Here is a 15,378-nt window from a genome sequence, read left to right on the forward strand (position 1 = left end):
TTCGATCTGCGTGGCGCAGATGGTTTCGGCATCGAGGGTGAAAAACTGGGTTATGGTATCGGGTCCTTGGTAAAACGCCCGTCAGCCCTAGCGATGAACCAATGACCACGCGGTATTCCGCGATACTGGACAGGGCCTTAACCCGAATGGTTGCGATTGTCTTGTGGCCGTCGCGGACCGCGCTCCCGAACGAAAAAGGGCCCCGCCGCAGCGGAGCCCTTTCGTTATTCGGCAGTAGCGTTTCAGCCTACCACTTGTAGCGCAGAGCCACGCCGTAGGTGCGCGGCGGACTGGTGTAGCCGGAGATCGAACCCGACTGTGCGACCGAGTCGAAGATCGTCGAGATGTAGCGATCGTCGAGCAGGTTGCGGCCCCACACCTGCAGCGAAATGCCATTCTCCATCGCCCAGGTGATCGACGCGTCGAGCTGGTTCACCTCGCGGGTGAACGGCGCGGCGGCATCGAACGCCGTCTGGTAGTTCGGCGAGCCATCGGGGTTGGTGGTGATGAAGCCCGGCAGGCCGTCCGCGATCTGCGTTTCGCTGGCATAGTAATAGCCGACGTTGAAGATCAGATCGTCCGCGCCGACTTCGGCGATGTAGTTGGCACCTGCCTGCAGCACCCATTCCGGGATCTCGGCCGGGGCACGGCCCGAAGCGTCGCCGAAGGCGGAGTTCGGGAAGCTGTCGTAGATCGGATCGAGATAGGTTGCCGCAAAGGTCAGCGACAGGGCATCGATCGGGTTGAACATGGTTTCCAGCTCGACACCGAAAGTGGACTGCTCACCCGCGTTTGCCAGCGCGAACCCGGTGCCGGTGAAGATGTTGGACTGGAAGCCCTCGATCGTCTGGTCGAACACGGCCAGGTTTGCGCTGAAGCGGTCCAGGTTCAGCTTGGCGCCGAATTCCAGCACCTTGGCTTCTTCCGGCCCTGCAAAGCGGCTGCCGTAGCTCTGGTTGACGCGGTCGATGCCGGCCGCTTCGATGGCGGCACGATCGCTCAGCAGCGGACGGCTGTCGCGCGACAGGTTGATCGAGCTCGCCTTGAACCCGGTGGCATAGCTTGCGTAAATGTTGAGGTCCGGCGACACGTCGTAAGCGAGGCGGATGGTGTAGGAAAAGTTGTCGTCCTCCGTCTTGCCATCCTCGACCGCGTTGGGGACGTTGAGGAACGGCGGCGAGAACTGCAGCGCCCGCAGGCCGCCAAGCGGATTGGCCGCCGGATTGTTGGCATTGGCCTGCGCAAACAGCAGGAACTGCTGGTAGATCGGAGCCGTCGTCGGGTTGGTCGCGAAAGCGAACACCGCCGCCGGATCGTTCACGTTCACGCCCGCCTGGGCCAGCGCACCGCCAAGCAGCAGCTGCTGGCGGAACGGAGCGTAAGCCGGGTTGTCGAGGTCGAGGCCTGCAAACACGTCGGTCGAAACCACGTCGGTGGTGAAGGTCTTTTCGTCGGTGGTCCAGTTGCCGCCCAGCGTCAGCGTCAGGCCATCGATCAGCTCGTAATCGAACTGGCCGAAGATCGAGAACGCCTGGTTGTCGAGCGTGTAGGTTTCGTCCAGCCCGGTACCGCTGCGGAAGAACTGGCCGATATAGCGGCCGGGCGCGCCCTCAAGCGCACCGAAGGTGCCTTCCAGCACCGGAACATTCAGCGCGCCGCCGGTGGCACCCTGAACCAGCAGGTTGGCATAGGGACGGAAATCGTCGCCGTAGGACAGCGCGTTGTCCTGATCGATGCTCTCGTCGAAATAGTACGCCCCTATCAGCAGGCTGCCGCGATCGCCGATCAACGCGTTGGCGCGCACTTCCTGGGTGAAAGTGTCGATGTTCAGGTCCTGGCTCAGCTCGCCGATCAGGTCGGCACTGGTGAAGTCCGCATCCTGGTTCGTTACCGCATCGGAATTGCGGTAGGCGGTGATCGAGGTCAATGTGACCGGGCCGAGATCGTAGTCGATCTGGCCGGAGAAGCCGTAGTTCTTGATCAGGTTGGTCGAAGGGAAGTTCGTGTAGATCTGGTCGGCGAACGGGTCTGCCGGATCGTTCACGTTACCGCCCACGGCGCGGACAGCTTGCGTTGCGGCGGACTGCCGCAGGTTCACGACGCCGCAGCACACTTCGTCGATGACGTCGTAATCGGCGATCAGGCGGAAGGTGAGGTCGGCGGTCGGCTCCCACAGGGCCTGGCCGCGAACGAACGAACGCATGCGTTCGTTCGATTCAACGCCCGTGTTCAGATCTTCGAGATAGCCGTCGCGGCGGTTGACGCCGGCAGCCAGGCTCAGCGCCGCAGTGTCGCTGATGCCGCTGGTGGCATAGCCCTTCACGACCAGCGCGTTGTAGTTGCCGTAGCTGACTTCCAGCGTGCCTTCGGGCAGGAACTGCGGCTCGCGCGTGACGATGGAGATCACGCCTGCCGATGCGTTCTTGCCGAACAGGGTCGACTGCGGGCCGCGCAGGACCTCGACACGCTGCACGTCGGGCAGGTCGTTGATCTGGCTGGCGGTGCGGCTGCGATAGACGCCGTCCACGAACACGCCGACCGACGGTTCGATGCCGGCGTTGTTGGCGCCGTTGCCGAAGCCGCGGATGATGAAGTTGGTGTTGGCCGAGCTCTGCAGCTGGTTGACGCGCAGCGAGGGCACCACGGTCTGCAGGTCGTTGAGGTCGCGGATGGCCGCACGCTCGAGCGTTTCGGCACCGGTCACGGACACGGCGACCGGGATTTCCTGCAGCGTCTGTTCGCGCTTGGTCGCGGTAACGACGATCTCGTTACCGACGGCGAATTCCTCTTCCGCCGGGAATTCGTCACCGTCCTGGTTGACGGGATTGGACGCTGCCTGCGCATGCGCGGCCGCGGGAAGGATGAGGCCCAGCCCGGCGACACCGGCGAGCATGGCGGCACGGCGGCCGATATAAGAAACTTTCAATGGAAACTCCTCTCACTCCAACGGCGGTTTTTCGTTGTCCTGGGGAGAAACACCGCCGCTCTGGTCGCGCGGATACGCGTTCGACCTGAATCGCTCAAGCGGATTAAGTGCTTAACGTTCCGCCTTAAGCACTAAATTGCCCCGCATGTGTCCGCAGCGACACACGGCTTGCTGCAATGCGGCATATCGTCTAGGGGCGCTGCGACCGGGCCGGGCGCGCCAAGCGCCGCGGCCTTTTCCTTTACTATCGGACCAATCGCATGACCGCCCCCCGGCCCCTTCGCAATATCGCCATCATCGCCCACGTCGACCACGGCAAGACCACGCTCGTCGACCAGCTGTTCCGCCAGTCCGGCACCTTTCGCGAGAACCAGCGGGTGGACGAACGGGCGATGGATTCCGGCGACCTGGAGAAAGAACGCGGTATCACCATCCTGGCGAAATGCACCAGCGTGGAGTGGGAAGGTGCCGACGGCAACACCACCCGCATCAACATCGTCGACACGCCCGGCCACGCCGACTTCGGCGCCGAGGTGGAGCGTATCCTGAGCATGGTCGACGGCGTCATCCTGCTGGTCGACAGCGCGGAAGGCGCGATGCCGCAGACAAAGTTCGTCACCGGCAAGGCGCTGGCGCTGGGGTTAAAGCCCATCGTCGTCGTCAACAAGATCGACCGCCCAGACGGCCGCCCGCAGGAAGTGCTCGACGAAGTGTTCGACCTGTTCGCCAGCCTCGACGCCAACGACGAACAACTCGACTTCCCCAGCCTCTTCGCCAGCGGTCGCGATGGCTATGCCAGCGACGACGAGAATGCGCGCGACGGTACGCTCGCCCCGCTGTTCGAGCTGATCACCAGCCACGTGCCCGCACCCGGCCTCGACGTCGACGGCAAGTTCAGCTTTCTTGCCACCCTGCTCGACCGCGACAATTTCATGGGACGCGTGCTGACCGGCCGCGTCCAGTCCGGCTCGATCAACATCAACGACCCGATCCACGCGATCGACATGGACGGTAACGTCGTGGAAGTCGGCCGCGCGACCAAGCTGATGAGCTTCGACGGGCTGGAGCGCGTGCCGGTAGAAAGCGCGCAGGCCGGTGACATCATCGCGATGGCCGGACTGGAAAAGGCGACCGTCGCCAATACCATCGCCGATCCTTCGGTGAAGGAACCGATCGCCGCGCAGCCTATCGACCCGCCGACGCTGGCGATGCGCTTTTCCGTCAACGATAGCCCCTATGCCGGGCGCGAGGGGACCAAGGTTACCAGCCGCATGATCCGCGACCGCCTGATGCGCGAAGCGGAAACCAACGTCGCCATCCGTGTGACCGAAAGCGCGGACAAGGACAGTTTCGAAGTCGCCGGTCGCGGCGAATTGCAACTGGGCGTCCTGATCGAGACGATGCGCCGCGAGGGTTTCGAACTTGGCATCTCGCGTCCGCGCGTGCTGTTCCGCGAAGAGAACGGCCAGCGACTCGAACCGTACGAAACCGTCGTCATCGACGTGGATGACGAGCATTCGGGCACGGTCGTGGAGAAGATGCAGCGCCGCAAGGCGGAGCTCACCGAAATGCGCCCGTCGGGACAGGGCAAGACCCGCATCACCTTTTCCGCCCCGTCGCGCGGCCTCATCGGCTACCACGGCGAATTCCTGTCGGACACGCGCGGCACGGGCATCATGAACCGCCTGTTCGAGAAGTACGATGCCCACAAGGGCCCGATCGAAGGCCGCCAGAACGGCGTGCTCCTGTCGAATGCGACGGGCGAGGCGACGTCCTATGCCCTGTTCGCCCTTGAAGACCGCGGCGAGATGTTCATCGGCGGCGGCGCCAAGATCTACGAAGGCATGATCATCGGCGAAAACGCCAAGCCGCAGGATCTCGAAGTCAATCCGCTGAAATCGAAGCAGCTGACCAACTTCCGCTCCACCGGCAAGGATGACGCGATCAAGCTGACCCCGCCCCGGCTGATGACGCTGGAGCAGGCCATCGCCTATATCGACGACGACGAGATGGTCGAAGTCACGCCGACCACGATCCGCCTGCGCAAGGCGATCCTGGACCCGCACGAGCGCAAGAAGGCCAAGCGCAAGGACGAGGCCTGATCGCGGCGAAGCCTGACTTTCGCGCGCGGTGCGGAAGTTCGGCTGGCCGTTGGATGCGATGACGCCGGACTCCGCCGCGCCAGACTTCGGGCTGATTGCCTCGAAACTGTGCCGGCTTTCGCTCAGGCGATCAGGGTGAGCTCTGCCAGCACGAGGGCCGCGTAGATCGCCGCACCGCCCAGGAACGGCAGGAAATAGCTCTCGCGTTCCTGAGGCAGCTCTTCCTTCAGGACCACCAGCACGATGGCTCCGCCGACGAACGCGAACAGGCCGCCGATGGCGATGTCGGGCAATTCCACCACCAGCCCTAGCGCCCAGCCGCCCAGTGTCGCCGCGGCGAGGACCCATCGACCGCGCGCGTCGTAAAGTTCGGGATGATCGGAGCGCGCGCCGTAATCGGCGGTGAGCAGGTGCAGGATCATCGCCGCAAAGAACAGGGCGAGGCCGATCGCGCTCCCGTCCTCACGGTGATTAAGCAAGTAGGCGATGATGGCGATCAGGGTGGAGGATGCAGCGATGTGCAGCCAGAATATCCCGTGCGCGGGCCGGTCGCGCCCCTCTTCCGCCCGGCGGTCTCCACGCGACACGCTGAGCGCCCGCTCCAGCCCGTAGAAGAGAACCAGCCCGCCCAGAGCCAGCGTGTAGACCCAGCCTTCCGCGACTGCAGTTCGCCAGCCGATAGCTTGTTCGAATGTTATGGCATGGGCGGCGAGTTCCGGCAGGATGTGGAGGAACACGTAGGCCACCGCGACCCCGCCCGCAAAACTGAGCCAGCGGCTACGCGGCGTGCGGTGAAGCTGGCGTAGCCGCCCTATGAACACGTGCACCGCGCAAAAGGCGAGCGCCATGAGGCCGGTGACGAAGGGCGCGGTCATGACCGGGCCCTAGACCCTGGCCCGATATGCGGCAACCGGGGCGCTCAGTTGCCCGCGTGCAGCCTCACAAAGCTCGCCATCGCCTCGGCCACGCCCGTGGTCAGCGGCAGGTCCGGATCGGTATAGGTCGCAGCTGCGGCGGCAGGACCCTCGCCCGCCGCGTCCTTCAGAGCGTGGGTCGCAAACGGCAGGATCAGGCTGTGTGCATCGGGCCGTGCAGTGCGCAGGGCATGCCAGTCTTCCAGCGTGATCTGGCTGTCCTTCTCGCCATAGACGAGCAGCATCGGCGTATCGGGTACGGCGGCCGCGGCTTCTGCCGGATCGGTCCGGAACAGGTTGCCTAGGAAGGGATGGACCGGCGGCGGCAGCAGGCCGCGCACCGCAGCGGGCATTTCGGCGAGCGGCACCGTCTCCCCCGCCTCGATCCGGTCGAACATGGCGCGGATCTGGTCCATCGACCCGGCGAACACGGGGCTTGCACCCAATTGCGCCTCCAGAGTCGTGCGCAGCGGCCGACCAGGCGCGGCAAGCAGCACCAGGCCGCACACATCGGCGCCTCCGGCTCTCGCCGCCAGCAGCGCGACCAGCCCGCCTTCGCTATGGCCGGCGATGGTAACGCAAGGCACACCGGTTTCCGCCTTGATAACCGAAACCCAGCTCAGCACGTCGCCGGCATAGTCCGCCAGCGTGACCGCATTGGGATCGGCGGTGGCAGAGGCGCTGGAGAACATGCCGCGCTTGTCGATCCGGACGCTCGCGATGCCTTGCTGCTCCAGTCCCACGGCGAGCAGGCGCAGCGTGGCGGCGCGTACGCCCATCGGGTTATTGCCGTTGCGGTCGGTCGGGCCGCTGCCGGGGATGATCAGCACCACCGGCTGCGATCCGTCGCGCGAGCCGGTGAAAGCGCCCCCGAGCATTCCCTTGCCAGCTGGGGCGGAAATCTCCGCCCCGGTTTCCTGGGCGAAAGCGTGCGGGGATATGGCGATAAGGGCCGCAGCGGCGGTGGAGGCGAGGATGCGCATAAAATCAGTCCTTCCTGTCGCCGGACCCGGAGTGGGCGCGCTTCCCCCGCTCCCAGAGCCACCAGCTGTAGAGATACGGTATGAATGCCGCCGCCAGCACGGTTCCCAGCACGACCCACGTCATGAGCTCCGGGGACACCGGCAGCAGCGCTACGATGCAGATCGCGATGCCGGCCAGCAGCATCAGCTTGCCGCCGAGCCGGTGTGTCGCAATCCAGTTGTCCGTGTCGAGAATGGCCCACGGCGTGCGGATGCCGACGAAGAAACCCGGCCGGCTCTTGGGCAACGCATTGCCGACCACCACCAGCAGCAGCCCTACCCCCAGCATGACGATGTTGACCGGCAGCTCCACGCCCCAGGCAGGCAGGCCCACGGCGGCGGAGATGATCGTGAATAGCCCCATCATGCCGATCCAGCTGGCGCGCAGCACCGGGGCGGAATCTTCCAACCGGTCCTGCAAGGGCTCGATGCGCGGGATGAGCAGGAACAGCAAGGACACGCCGACCAGCAGCATCGGCGGAAACAGCAGCGCGTCGAGCGCGGGGCTGAAGCTGTCCGGCTCCCCCGCCGCGTTCCAGTGCGTCGGCAGCATGGCATCGGCAGGAAGGCGCTCGGCTGTCAGGACGGCGAAGCCTGCCAGGGCCGCCGCCAGCACCAGTGCTGCGATGAACAGGCGTTTCGTATTCACGACTTTTCCCCTTCCGGATCCGTGTCCTGCTTGGCCCCGTCCATGCCCATGCGGCCCATGAAGCCCATCAACGCCTCTTCCAGCGTGGACATGTTGAGCGTGTAGATGATCGACCCGCCCTGCTGTTCGCCGCGGATCAGCCCGGCCTCTCGCAGCTTGGCGAAATGGCCGGACATGGTCGGTTTCGACACGTCGAAATGATCCGCCAAATCGCCCGCAGAACGGCCGCCGCCCTTCAGCAGCTCGAGCACTTCGCGACGGATCGGGTGCGACAAGGCGTCGAAAACGGAAGCCATTAGCTATTTAGGCAATAGGCTAAATAGCGCCATGCGTCAACCGCGTCTGTGCTTCGTCGCGCCCCGCCCTCCGGTGGACCCGCCGTTCAGCGCCGGGCAAGGCGCACGCGCCATGAGCAGCCCCCGCTCATCAGCACATATGCAAAAGGATCGTATCATGAGGAAACTTCTCGCCACCGTCGCCATCGCTGCGGCCTTCACCGCAGCCCCTGCCATGGCGCAGGACGGCGGCCTCTATGTCGGCGTGCTCGCCGGTTACGAAGGGATCGACGTCGATTCCGCCGACGGCACCGTCTCCGCCGATGCGGATTCCAGTGTTTACGGCGCGACGATCGGTTACGACCTGTCGCTCGGCAACGCCTTCGTCGGGGTCGAGGGCGAGATCGCCAAGAGCGACAGCACCGCCACTTTCCCGGACAGCTTCGGCGCCGCGCGCGAGAGCCTGTCGAGCGATGCGCAGTATTACGTCGGCGCCCGTGCCGGTGTGGCCCTGACGCCCGGCATCGCGGCCTACGGCAAGATCGGCTACACCTCAATCGACGTGAACGCTTTCACCGAATCCGGCTCGCTGGCCGAGCTCGAAGAGAACGCCAGCGGCTTGCGTTACGGCGCCGGCGTGCAGGTTGCCCTCCCGGGCCCGCTGGAAGCGCGCGTCGAGTATCGCCGCAGCGAATACGACGCGGTCGACGGCACCGAATTCGGCGATGCCGCCAGCGACCAGCTCGTCGCCGGCATCGGCCTGCGCTTCTGAGCCGGAACGGCAGCACCGGTCAGCGGTTCATTCCAGCGCAAGCCCGGTGCTGCCACGCCCCTTCTCGCCGCCCGTGTGGTGGCAATGAGGGAGCATTTTGCATGAAGTACCGCTATTTCGCAGCCGCCGCCGTGGCCGCTGCTTCCGCCAGCCCCGCTGCTGCGCAGGTCATCCCCAGCGGCGGCCCCTACATCGGCGTGATCGCCGGGGTGGACGAGGTCACCGTCGACGACGGCTTTACCGAAGATGACGCCAGCGACATCGTCTACGGCGCGGTGGTCGGCTACGATGTCGCTTTCGCGTCCGCCTTCGTGGGCATCGAGGGCGAAATCGCCCAGTCCGAAGCCGGCGCGCAGATTCTCGACTTCGCCGAAGACGGTGACAGCCTCGCGGTGAAATCCAACGTCGATTACTACGTCGGTGCCCGGGCCGGTTTCTCGGTCCTCCCGCGCGTGCGCGCCTACGGCAAGCTCGGCTACAGCTGGACGGGTTTCGAAGCGACCTATGACGATGGCGACGTGGTCATCATCGACGACCGCCAGGTCGAGGGCCTGCGTTACGGCGCTGGCGTGGAAGTCGACCTGCCGTTCGACGTGGCGCTGCGCGGCGAATACCGCCGGACCGACTATGGCGACCTCGAAGTATTCGGAGCGGAAACCGGGGCGGAGGCCGACCGCGGCCAGTTCGTCGTCGGTGCCTTGCTGAAATTCTAGTCCGAATGAAGGCCCGGCAGCGCACCGTTCGTGCGCCGCCGGGCCTTTGCCTCGCGCGATTGCGGCGCTAGAGGCGCAGCGATGGATATTTCCGACCTTCGCATTGCGCTGTTCAACGGCAACTACAACATTACCGTGGACGGCGCGAACAAGGCGCTGAACCGGCTGGTCGAATATCTCCAGCGGCAGGGCGCGAAGGTCCACGTCTATTCCGCCACCGTCGACAACCCCGCTTTCGAACCCCAGGGGACGCTGGTCGGCGTACCCGCAATCCCGATCCCGGGCCGCGACGAATACCGCGTGCCAATGTATCTGAGCGCGGCGGTGAAAGCCGACCTCGAGGCGTTCGACCCGCATATCGTCCACGTTTCTTCCCCAGATCCCAGCGCCCACCGCGCGGTCACCTGGGCGCGGGCGCGCGGCCTCCCCATCCTTGCCAGCGTCCACACGCGCTTCGAAACCTACCCGCGATATTACAACGCGACGTGGCTGGAACCCCTTTTCATCAAGGGCTTGCGCCGCTTCTACCGCCGCACCGACGCGCTTGTCGCGCCGAGCGATTCCATGATCGAGGAACTGCGCAAGGAAGAGATGCACCACGACATCGGCCTGTGGACGCGCGGCGTGGACCGCACGATCTTCTCGCCGGAGAAGCGTGACCTTGCCTGGCGGCGCAGCCACGGCATCGCGGACGACGACATGGCGATCGGCTTCCTCGGCCGACTGGTGCTGGAAAAGGGGCTGGACGTCTTTGCCGAGGCAATGGTCGAGCTGAAGAAGCGCGGCGTCGCCTTCAAGGTGCTGGTCATCGGCGAAGGCCCTGCGCACGATTTCTTCAAGGCCAAGGTGCCCGATGCGATCTTCGTCGGCTTCCAGAACGGGCCGGACCTCGGCCGCGCGGTCGCCAGCATGGACGTCCTGCTCAACCCCTCCGTCACGGAGACATTCGGCAACGTCACGCTGGAGGCAATGGCCTGCGGAGTGCCCGTGGTCGCGGCCGACGCGACGGGGGCCAGCAGCCTCGTGGCCGATGGGGAAACGGGCTACCTCGTACCGCCGCGCGACATCGCCGCCTATGCCGACAAGCTACAAGCCTATGCCGAGGACCCGGCGCTACGCCGCGCCCATGGCGAGGCCGGCGCGCGCAAGGCCGACGGCTACGAGTGGGACGCGATCAACCAGGTGGTGGCGGACACGTATCTGAGGCTGATCGCAGCGAAACGGCAGGGCTAGCGCAGCACGCCCCGCACCGTCATCCGGCGGCTGTAGACTGCGAGCAAAACCACGCTGACCACGATGGCGGTCTTCGCGCCCGTTCCGGCTATCGTCTCGTTCATTGTTTCCACTCCCCCAAGCGGCCCTTGGCGTGGCGATAGCAAAATCGGGCGCGCCTGCCTACATGGGAGCCATGGCCGACCTTTTCGCCGACGATCCCCCGCCCTCCCGAACAGCCGAGCCGATGCGCGAGGATGCGCCGCTGGCCGACCGGCTGCGCCCGCGCGACCTTTCGCAGGTCATCGGGCAGGAGCACCTGACCGGTCCGGAAGGCGCGATCGGCCGGATGGTCGCGGCGGGCAAGCTTTCCAGCATGATCCTGTGGGGTCCGCCCGGCACCGGCAAGACCAGCATCGCCCGCCTGCTCGCGGACAGCGTGGGCATGCGGTACGAGGCGGTCAGCGCCGTGTTCACCGGCGTCGCCGACCTCAAGAAAGCCTTCGCCGCCGCCGACAAGGCTGCCGAGGCGGGACAGCGCACCTTGCTGTTCGTGGACGAAATCCACCGCTTCAACCGCGCGCAGCAGGACGGCTTCCTCCCCTTCGTGGAGCGCGGCACCGTGACGCTGGTCGGCGCGACGACGGAGAATCCCAGCTTCGCGCTGAACGCCGCGCTGCTAAGCCGGGCTCAGGTGCTGATCCTGGAGCGGCTGGGGCACGAGGCGCTGGGCAATTTGCTCAACCGGGCAGAGGCGCTGGAGGGGCCCCTACCCCTCACCCCCGAAGCGCGCGATGCGCTGGTGGCGAGCGCCGATGGCGACGGGCGCTTCCTGCTCAACCAGGCGGAAACGCTTTACGCCGCGAACATTCCCGAACCGCTCGATCCGGCAGGGCTAGGCAAGTTCCTGCAGCGCCGCGTCGCCGTGTACGACAAGGACCGCGACGGGCATTACAACCTCATTTCCGCGCTGCACAAGGCGGTGCGCGGATCGGACCCGCAGGCGGCGCTCTATTACCTCGCGCGGATGCTGACGGCGGGGGAAGAGCCGCGCTATCTCGCCCGGCGGCTGGTGCGCATGGCGGTGGAGGACATCGGCCTCGCGGACCCCAACGCGTTGGTACAATGCATGGCGGCCAGGGACACGTACGAATTCCTCGGCAGCCCGGAAGGCGAACTCGCCCTGGCGCAGGCGTGCCTCTACCTTGCCACCGCGCCCAAATCGAACGCGGTCTACAAGGCGCAGAAGGCCGCGTGGCGCAGCGCGAAGGAAACCGGCAGCCTGATGCCTCCCGCCAACATCCTCAACGCTCCGACCAAGCTGATGAAGGACATCGGCTACGGCAGCGGCTACACCTACGACCACGATGCGGACGAGGGCTTTTCAGGCGATAATTACTGGCCGGAAGAGATGGAGCCGCAGACCTATTACGAACCGGTCGAGCGCGGGTTCGAGCGCAAGGTGCGTGAACGGATCGCCTATTGGGACAAGCTGCGGGCCGAGCGCGGGTGACGCGCCGCTTCCGGCAATTTCTCGCCATCGACTGGTCGGGCGCGAAAGGCGCGCGGCAGAAGGGCGTATCGCTCGCCATCGCCGATAGTGACGGGGGGCCTCCGGTGCTTGCGCGCGGGCCGTGGTCGCGGGCAGCGGTGCTGGACCTGCTGCTCGACGATTTGCCGGAGGACACGCTGGTGGGCCTCGATCTCGGCATCGCACTGCCATTTGCCGATTGCGAGGCGTATTTCCCGCGCCTCGCCCGCTCGCCCGCCGATGCGCCGGAGCTGTGGGCGCTGATCGACGCGGTGTGCGAAGGCGACCCGCACCTCGCTGCGGGAAGCTTCGTCGACCATGCCGATTTTGCCCCTTATTTCCGCCGCCACGGCGGGCGCGAGGGCACGCATTTCCGCTGCGACGGCGCGGCCCACGGGCGCGGGCGCTTCCGTGTGACCGAGCAGCGGCAGGCCGCGATGGGGTGCAAGCCCTATTCGAACTTCAACCTCGTCGGCGCGGCGCAGGTGGGCAAGTCGAGCCTCACGGGCATGCGCATGCTGCACCGCTTGCGCGGTCACCTGCCGGTGTGGCCGGTCGATCCGCTGCCGGATACCGGATCTGTCATCGTCGAAATCTACACCGCGCTTGCCGCGCTGGAGGCAGGGCGCAGCGCCGGGAGGACAAAGCTGCGCAGCTATGCCGAACTGAACGATGCGCTGGCCGCGCTCGGCTCGCCTCCGGTCGCGGGCGACGGGGCAATCGACGACCATTCCTCCGACGCGCTCCTCACCGCCGCGTGGCTGCGCGCGGTCGCGCATGACGAAGCCCGCTGGAAGCCCCCCGCCCTGACGCCGCAGATCGCGCAGACCGAAGGCTGGACATTCGGAGCCATTTGAAGCAAGCGCCCTCGCGCCCTAAAGTAGCGAAGCGATAGGGCAGAGACGAACGCCCTCAAGCAGCGAAGCGATAGGGCAAGAAGCAACGTCCTCAAGCAGCGAAGCGGTAGGACGCAAAAAGAGTGCCGGCTTAGCTCAGTTGGTAGAGCACCTGATTTGTAATCAGGGGGTCGCGGGTTCGATTCCTGCAGCCGGCACCATCTCGCGATAGCCTACTGCGCAGCCACCGCCTCCTCGCGGCGGGTCGCGGCGCTGACCAGCCGGATCGCGAGCCATGCCAGCGCAAAGCCGGGGATGATCTCGTACACGCCTGGACCGCCCATGAATTCCCGGTTCCAGCCGAGCGCAATCCACGCGATGACGACGCCCGCCCCGGTCACGAGGCCGGCAACCGCGCCCGCGCCCGTCATGCCGCGCCACGTCAGCGCCAGGATGATGAGCGGCCCGAACGCCGCGCCGAAACCGGCCCATGCGTTGGAGACGAGGCCCAGCACCTCGCTGTCCGGATCCGACGCGATGACAATCGCTGCCAGCGCGACCAGCAGCACGCTGATGCGCCCGACGTTCACCGCCTCCCGTTCGCTCGCATTGCGGCGCAGGAACAGGCGGTAGAAGTCTTCCGTCAGCGAGCTGGAGCTGACCAGCAGCTGCGAGGAAATCGTGCTCATCACCGCGGCCAGCAAGGCGGCCAGCAGGAAGCCGGTGATCAGCGGATGGAACAGGAGGTCGGCGAGCACGATGAAGATCGTTTCCGGATCGTCAATGACGAGGCCGTTGCGCTCCATGTAGGCGCGGCCGGCGATGCCGATGCCAATGGAGCCGAGCAGCGCCACGCCCATCCAGGTCATGCCGATATTGCGCGCCTTCGGCACGTCGGCGACGCTGCGGATGGCCATGAAGCGCACGATGATGTGCGGCTGGCCGAAATAGCCTAGGCCCCAGGTCACCGCCGACAGGAAGCCGATCGCGGTCAATCCTTCGGTCAGGCTGAGGAAGCCGGGCTGGATGCCCGTCAGGCTCTCGCCCGCGCTGCCGCCGGGGCCGAACATTACCACCAGCGGCATCAGCACCAGCGCCACCACCATGATGCAGCCCTGCACGAAATCGGTCAGGCTGACGGCGAGGAAGCCGCCGACCATGGTATAGGCAAGGACCACGCCGGCGGTGATCCAGATGCCCGCCCAATATGGCTCCATGCCGGGGATCAGGGCGGGAAAGGCGCTGTCGAACAGCTTGCCGCCTGCGACCAGCCCGCTCGCCGTGTAGACGGTGAAGAAGGTCACGATGATGATCGCGCTCACCACGCGCAGCAGCACGGCCTTGTCAGGGAAGCGGTTGGCGAGGAATTCGGGAATGGTCAGCGCATTGCCCAGATTCTCCGTCTGTTCGCGCAGGCGCGGGGCGACGATGAACCAGTTGGCGAGTGCACCCAGGAACAGCCCGATCCCGATCCACGCCTCCACCAGTCCGGTCACGTAAAGCGCGCCCGGCAGGCCCAGCAGCAGCCAGCCCGACATGTCCGACGCGCCGGCAGACAGCGCCGCGACGGCGGGCGACAGCTGCCGTCCGCCGAGGAGGTAGCCTTCGCTATCCTCGGTCGACTTGCGCCAAGCGTAGAGCCCAATGGCGAGCATCAGCACGAAATAGAGGGCGAGCGAGATGATCGTTCCGGTAGCCATGGGCCGCACTGCATAAGGATTTGGCGGCCGGAGTCACCAGCCGCGCGGCAATTCGCAAGCCTCGGACCCAAGCGCGGCGCCGATTGTTATTTCCTCACAACAGGGGATGCCGAAATGAAAGAACCGCACAGCGTCAAGGACATCCTCGACGACCTTGACGAACTGGCGGAGGACAAGGACGAGGTCTGCATCGCCGACGTGGTCGAAGCTTTCGGCGACCGGTCCTACGGCCCGCTCCTGCTGGTCCCCGCGCTGGTCGAACTGACCCCCATCGGCGCTATTCCCGGCGTACCGACGTTCCTCGCGCTGATCATCGCCGTCGTCGCCGTGCAGATGCTGGTCGGGGAATCCCACTTGTGGCTGCCCGGCTTCATCGAGAACCGTTCGGTCAAGGGAGAGAAGCTGGCCAAGGCGTCGAAGAAGCTGCGCGGCATCGGCAGGTTCATGGACAAATGGTTTCACGGCCGGATGAAGCATTTCACCAGCCGCTGGTACCGGCGGCTGGCCGCGCTCATCATCCTGTTCCTGTGCGCCAGCATCCCGCCACTGGAGGTGCTGCCCTTCGCCAGTTCCGGGCCGATGCTGGCGATCGCCTGCTTCGGCGTCGCGATCATGGTGCGTGACGGGTTGCTGATGATCGTCGCCACCGTGCTCGGCATCGGCGCCATCGGCCTCGGCTATTCGCTGTGGAGCGGCGGCGAAGGCGGCAGTTCAGGCGGCTAACCC

General features: G+C 65.8%; 13 protein-coding genes and 1 tRNA gene. 8 read left to right on the plus strand and 6 right to left on the minus strand.

The window, feature by feature from the left end:
* Positions 1–247: 247 nt before the first annotated feature.
* A complete protein-coding gene (locus QQW98_RS01950; protein WP_290135882.1) occupies positions 248–2,926 on the minus strand; it encodes a TonB-dependent receptor in 2,679 nt (892 codons plus the stop codon).
* 260 nt (positions 2,927–3,186) lie between these two features.
* Here QQW98_RS01950 and typA point away from each other — a divergent pair, with 260 nt between their 5' ends.
* The gene (gene typA, locus QQW98_RS01955; protein WP_290135883.1) at positions 3,187–5,028 is read left to right on the plus strand and encodes a translational GTPase TypA; all 1,842 of its coding nucleotides are present in this window, start codon (positions 3,187–3,189) and stop codon (positions 5,026–5,028) included.
* Between the two features lie 122 nt (positions 5,029–5,150).
* Here the strand turns inward: typA and QQW98_RS01960 are convergent, their stop codons facing one another.
* From QQW98_RS01960 to QQW98_RS01975, 4 genes are read right to left on the minus strand one after another with little or no spacing between them, the layout of a single operon-like run.
* Positions 5,151–5,903: a ZIP family transporter gene (locus tag QQW98_RS01960; RefSeq protein ID WP_290135884.1), complete on the minus strand. Its 753-nt coding sequence runs from the start codon at positions 5,901–5,903 to the stop codon at positions 5,151–5,153.
* Positions 5,904–5,947: 44 nt separating this feature from the next.
* On the minus strand, positions 5,948–6,925 hold the full coding sequence (locus QQW98_RS01965; protein WP_290135885.1) for an alpha/beta hydrolase: 978 nt from the start codon (positions 6,923–6,925) through the stop codon (positions 5,948–5,950).
* Positions 6,926–6,929: 4 nt separating this feature from the next.
* Positions 6,930–7,613 (minus strand): SdpI family protein, encoded by a 684-nt coding sequence (locus tag QQW98_RS01970; protein ID WP_290135886.1) that lies wholly within the window; start codon positions 7,611–7,613, stop codon positions 6,930–6,932.
* Positions 7,610–7,909, minus strand: coding sequence for a metalloregulator ArsR/SmtB family transcription factor (locus QQW98_RS01975; protein ID WP_290135887.1), 300 nt, complete (start codon positions 7,907–7,909; stop codon positions 7,610–7,612). The genes QQW98_RS01970 and QQW98_RS01975 overlap by 4 nt, the downstream gene beginning before the upstream one ends.
* A gap of 157 nt (positions 7,910–8,066) precedes the next feature.
* On the opposite strand from QQW98_RS01975, the gene QQW98_RS01980 reads away from it, so the two are divergent.
* From QQW98_RS01980 to QQW98_RS02005, 6 genes are all read left to right on the plus strand, one after another.
* Positions 8,067–8,660, plus strand: a complete 594-nt coding sequence (locus QQW98_RS01980; protein WP_290135888.1) for an outer membrane protein — start codon at positions 8,067–8,069, stop codon at positions 8,658–8,660.
* Positions 8,661–8,761: 101 nt separating this feature from the next.
* A complete protein-coding gene (locus tag QQW98_RS01985) occupies positions 8,762–9,373 on the plus strand; it encodes an outer membrane protein (RefSeq protein ID WP_290135889.1) in 612 nt (203 codons plus the stop codon).
* An 81-nt stretch (positions 9,374–9,454) separates the two neighbouring features.
* Complete coding sequence (locus QQW98_RS01990) at positions 9,455–10,606, plus strand: glycosyltransferase family 4 protein (RefSeq protein WP_290135890.1); 1,152 nt, start codon at positions 9,455–9,457, stop codon at positions 10,604–10,606.
* A 175-nt stretch (positions 10,607–10,781) separates the two neighbouring features.
* On the plus strand, positions 10,782–12,098 hold the full coding sequence (locus QQW98_RS01995) for a replication-associated recombination protein A (RefSeq protein ID WP_290136829.1): 1,317 nt from the start codon (positions 10,782–10,784) through the stop codon (positions 12,096–12,098).
* The gene (locus tag QQW98_RS02000) at positions 12,095–12,973 is read left to right on the plus strand and encodes a hypothetical protein (RefSeq protein WP_290135891.1); all 879 of its coding nucleotides are present in this window, start codon (positions 12,095–12,097) and stop codon (positions 12,971–12,973) included. The genes QQW98_RS01995 and QQW98_RS02000 overlap by 4 nt, the downstream gene beginning before the upstream one ends.
* A 124-nt stretch (positions 12,974–13,097) precedes the next feature.
* Positions 13,098–13,173 (plus strand) — tRNA-Thr (locus QQW98_RS02005).
* 12 nt (positions 13,174–13,185) lie between these two features.
* On the opposite strand, the gene putP is transcribed toward QQW98_RS02005, so the two are convergent.
* On the minus strand, positions 13,186–14,652 hold the full coding sequence (gene putP, locus QQW98_RS02010; RefSeq protein WP_290135892.1) for a sodium/proline symporter PutP: 1,467 nt from the start codon (positions 14,650–14,652) through the stop codon (positions 13,186–13,188).
* 114 nt (positions 14,653–14,766) lie between these two features.
* Between putP and QQW98_RS02015 the strand changes: the two genes are divergently transcribed.
* Positions 14,767–15,375, plus strand: a complete 609-nt coding sequence (locus QQW98_RS02015) for an exopolysaccharide biosynthesis protein (RefSeq protein ID WP_290135893.1) — start codon at positions 14,767–14,769, stop codon at positions 15,373–15,375.
* The last annotated feature ends 3 nt before the right edge of the window (positions 15,376–15,378 follow it).

The sequence above is a fragment of the Alteriqipengyuania flavescens genome (genome assembly GCF_030406725.1).
Lineage (GTDB): Bacteria > Pseudomonadota > Alphaproteobacteria > Sphingomonadales > Sphingomonadaceae > Alteriqipengyuania_B > Alteriqipengyuania_B flavescens.

Coding starts and splice junctions, on each gene's coding strand:
- QQW98_RS01960 (WP_290135884.1), bottom strand. CDS start 5,903: ATGACCGCGCCCTTCGTCACCGGCCTCATGGCGCTCGCCTTTTGCGCG.
- typA (WP_290135883.1), top strand. CDS start 3,187: ATGACCGCCCCCCGGCCCCTTCGCAATATCGCCATCATCGCCCACGTC.
- QQW98_RS01995 (WP_290136829.1), top strand. CDS start 10,782: ATGGCCGACCTTTTCGCCGACGATCCCCCGCCCTCCCGAACAGCCGAG.
- QQW98_RS01985 (WP_290135889.1), top strand. CDS start 8,762: ATGAAGTACCGCTATTTCGCAGCCGCCGCCGTGGCCGCTGCTTCCGCC.
- QQW98_RS01980 (WP_290135888.1), top strand. CDS start 8,067: ATGAGGAAACTTCTCGCCACCGTCGCCATCGCTGCGGCCTTCACCGCA.
- putP (WP_290135892.1), bottom strand. CDS start 14,652: ATGGCTACCGGAACGATCATCTCGCTCGCCCTCTATTTCGTGCTGATG.
- QQW98_RS02015 (WP_290135893.1), top strand. CDS start 14,767: ATGAAAGAACCGCACAGCGTCAAGGACATCCTCGACGACCTTGACGAA.
- QQW98_RS01975 (WP_290135887.1), bottom strand. CDS start 7,909: ATGGCTTCCGTTTTCGACGCCTTGTCGCACCCGATCCGTCGCGAAGTG.
- QQW98_RS01990 (WP_290135890.1), top strand. CDS start 9,455: ATGGATATTTCCGACCTTCGCATTGCGCTGTTCAACGGCAACTACAAC.
- QQW98_RS01965 (WP_290135885.1), bottom strand. CDS start 6,925: ATGCGCATCCTCGCCTCCACCGCCGCTGCGGCCCTTATCGCCATATCC.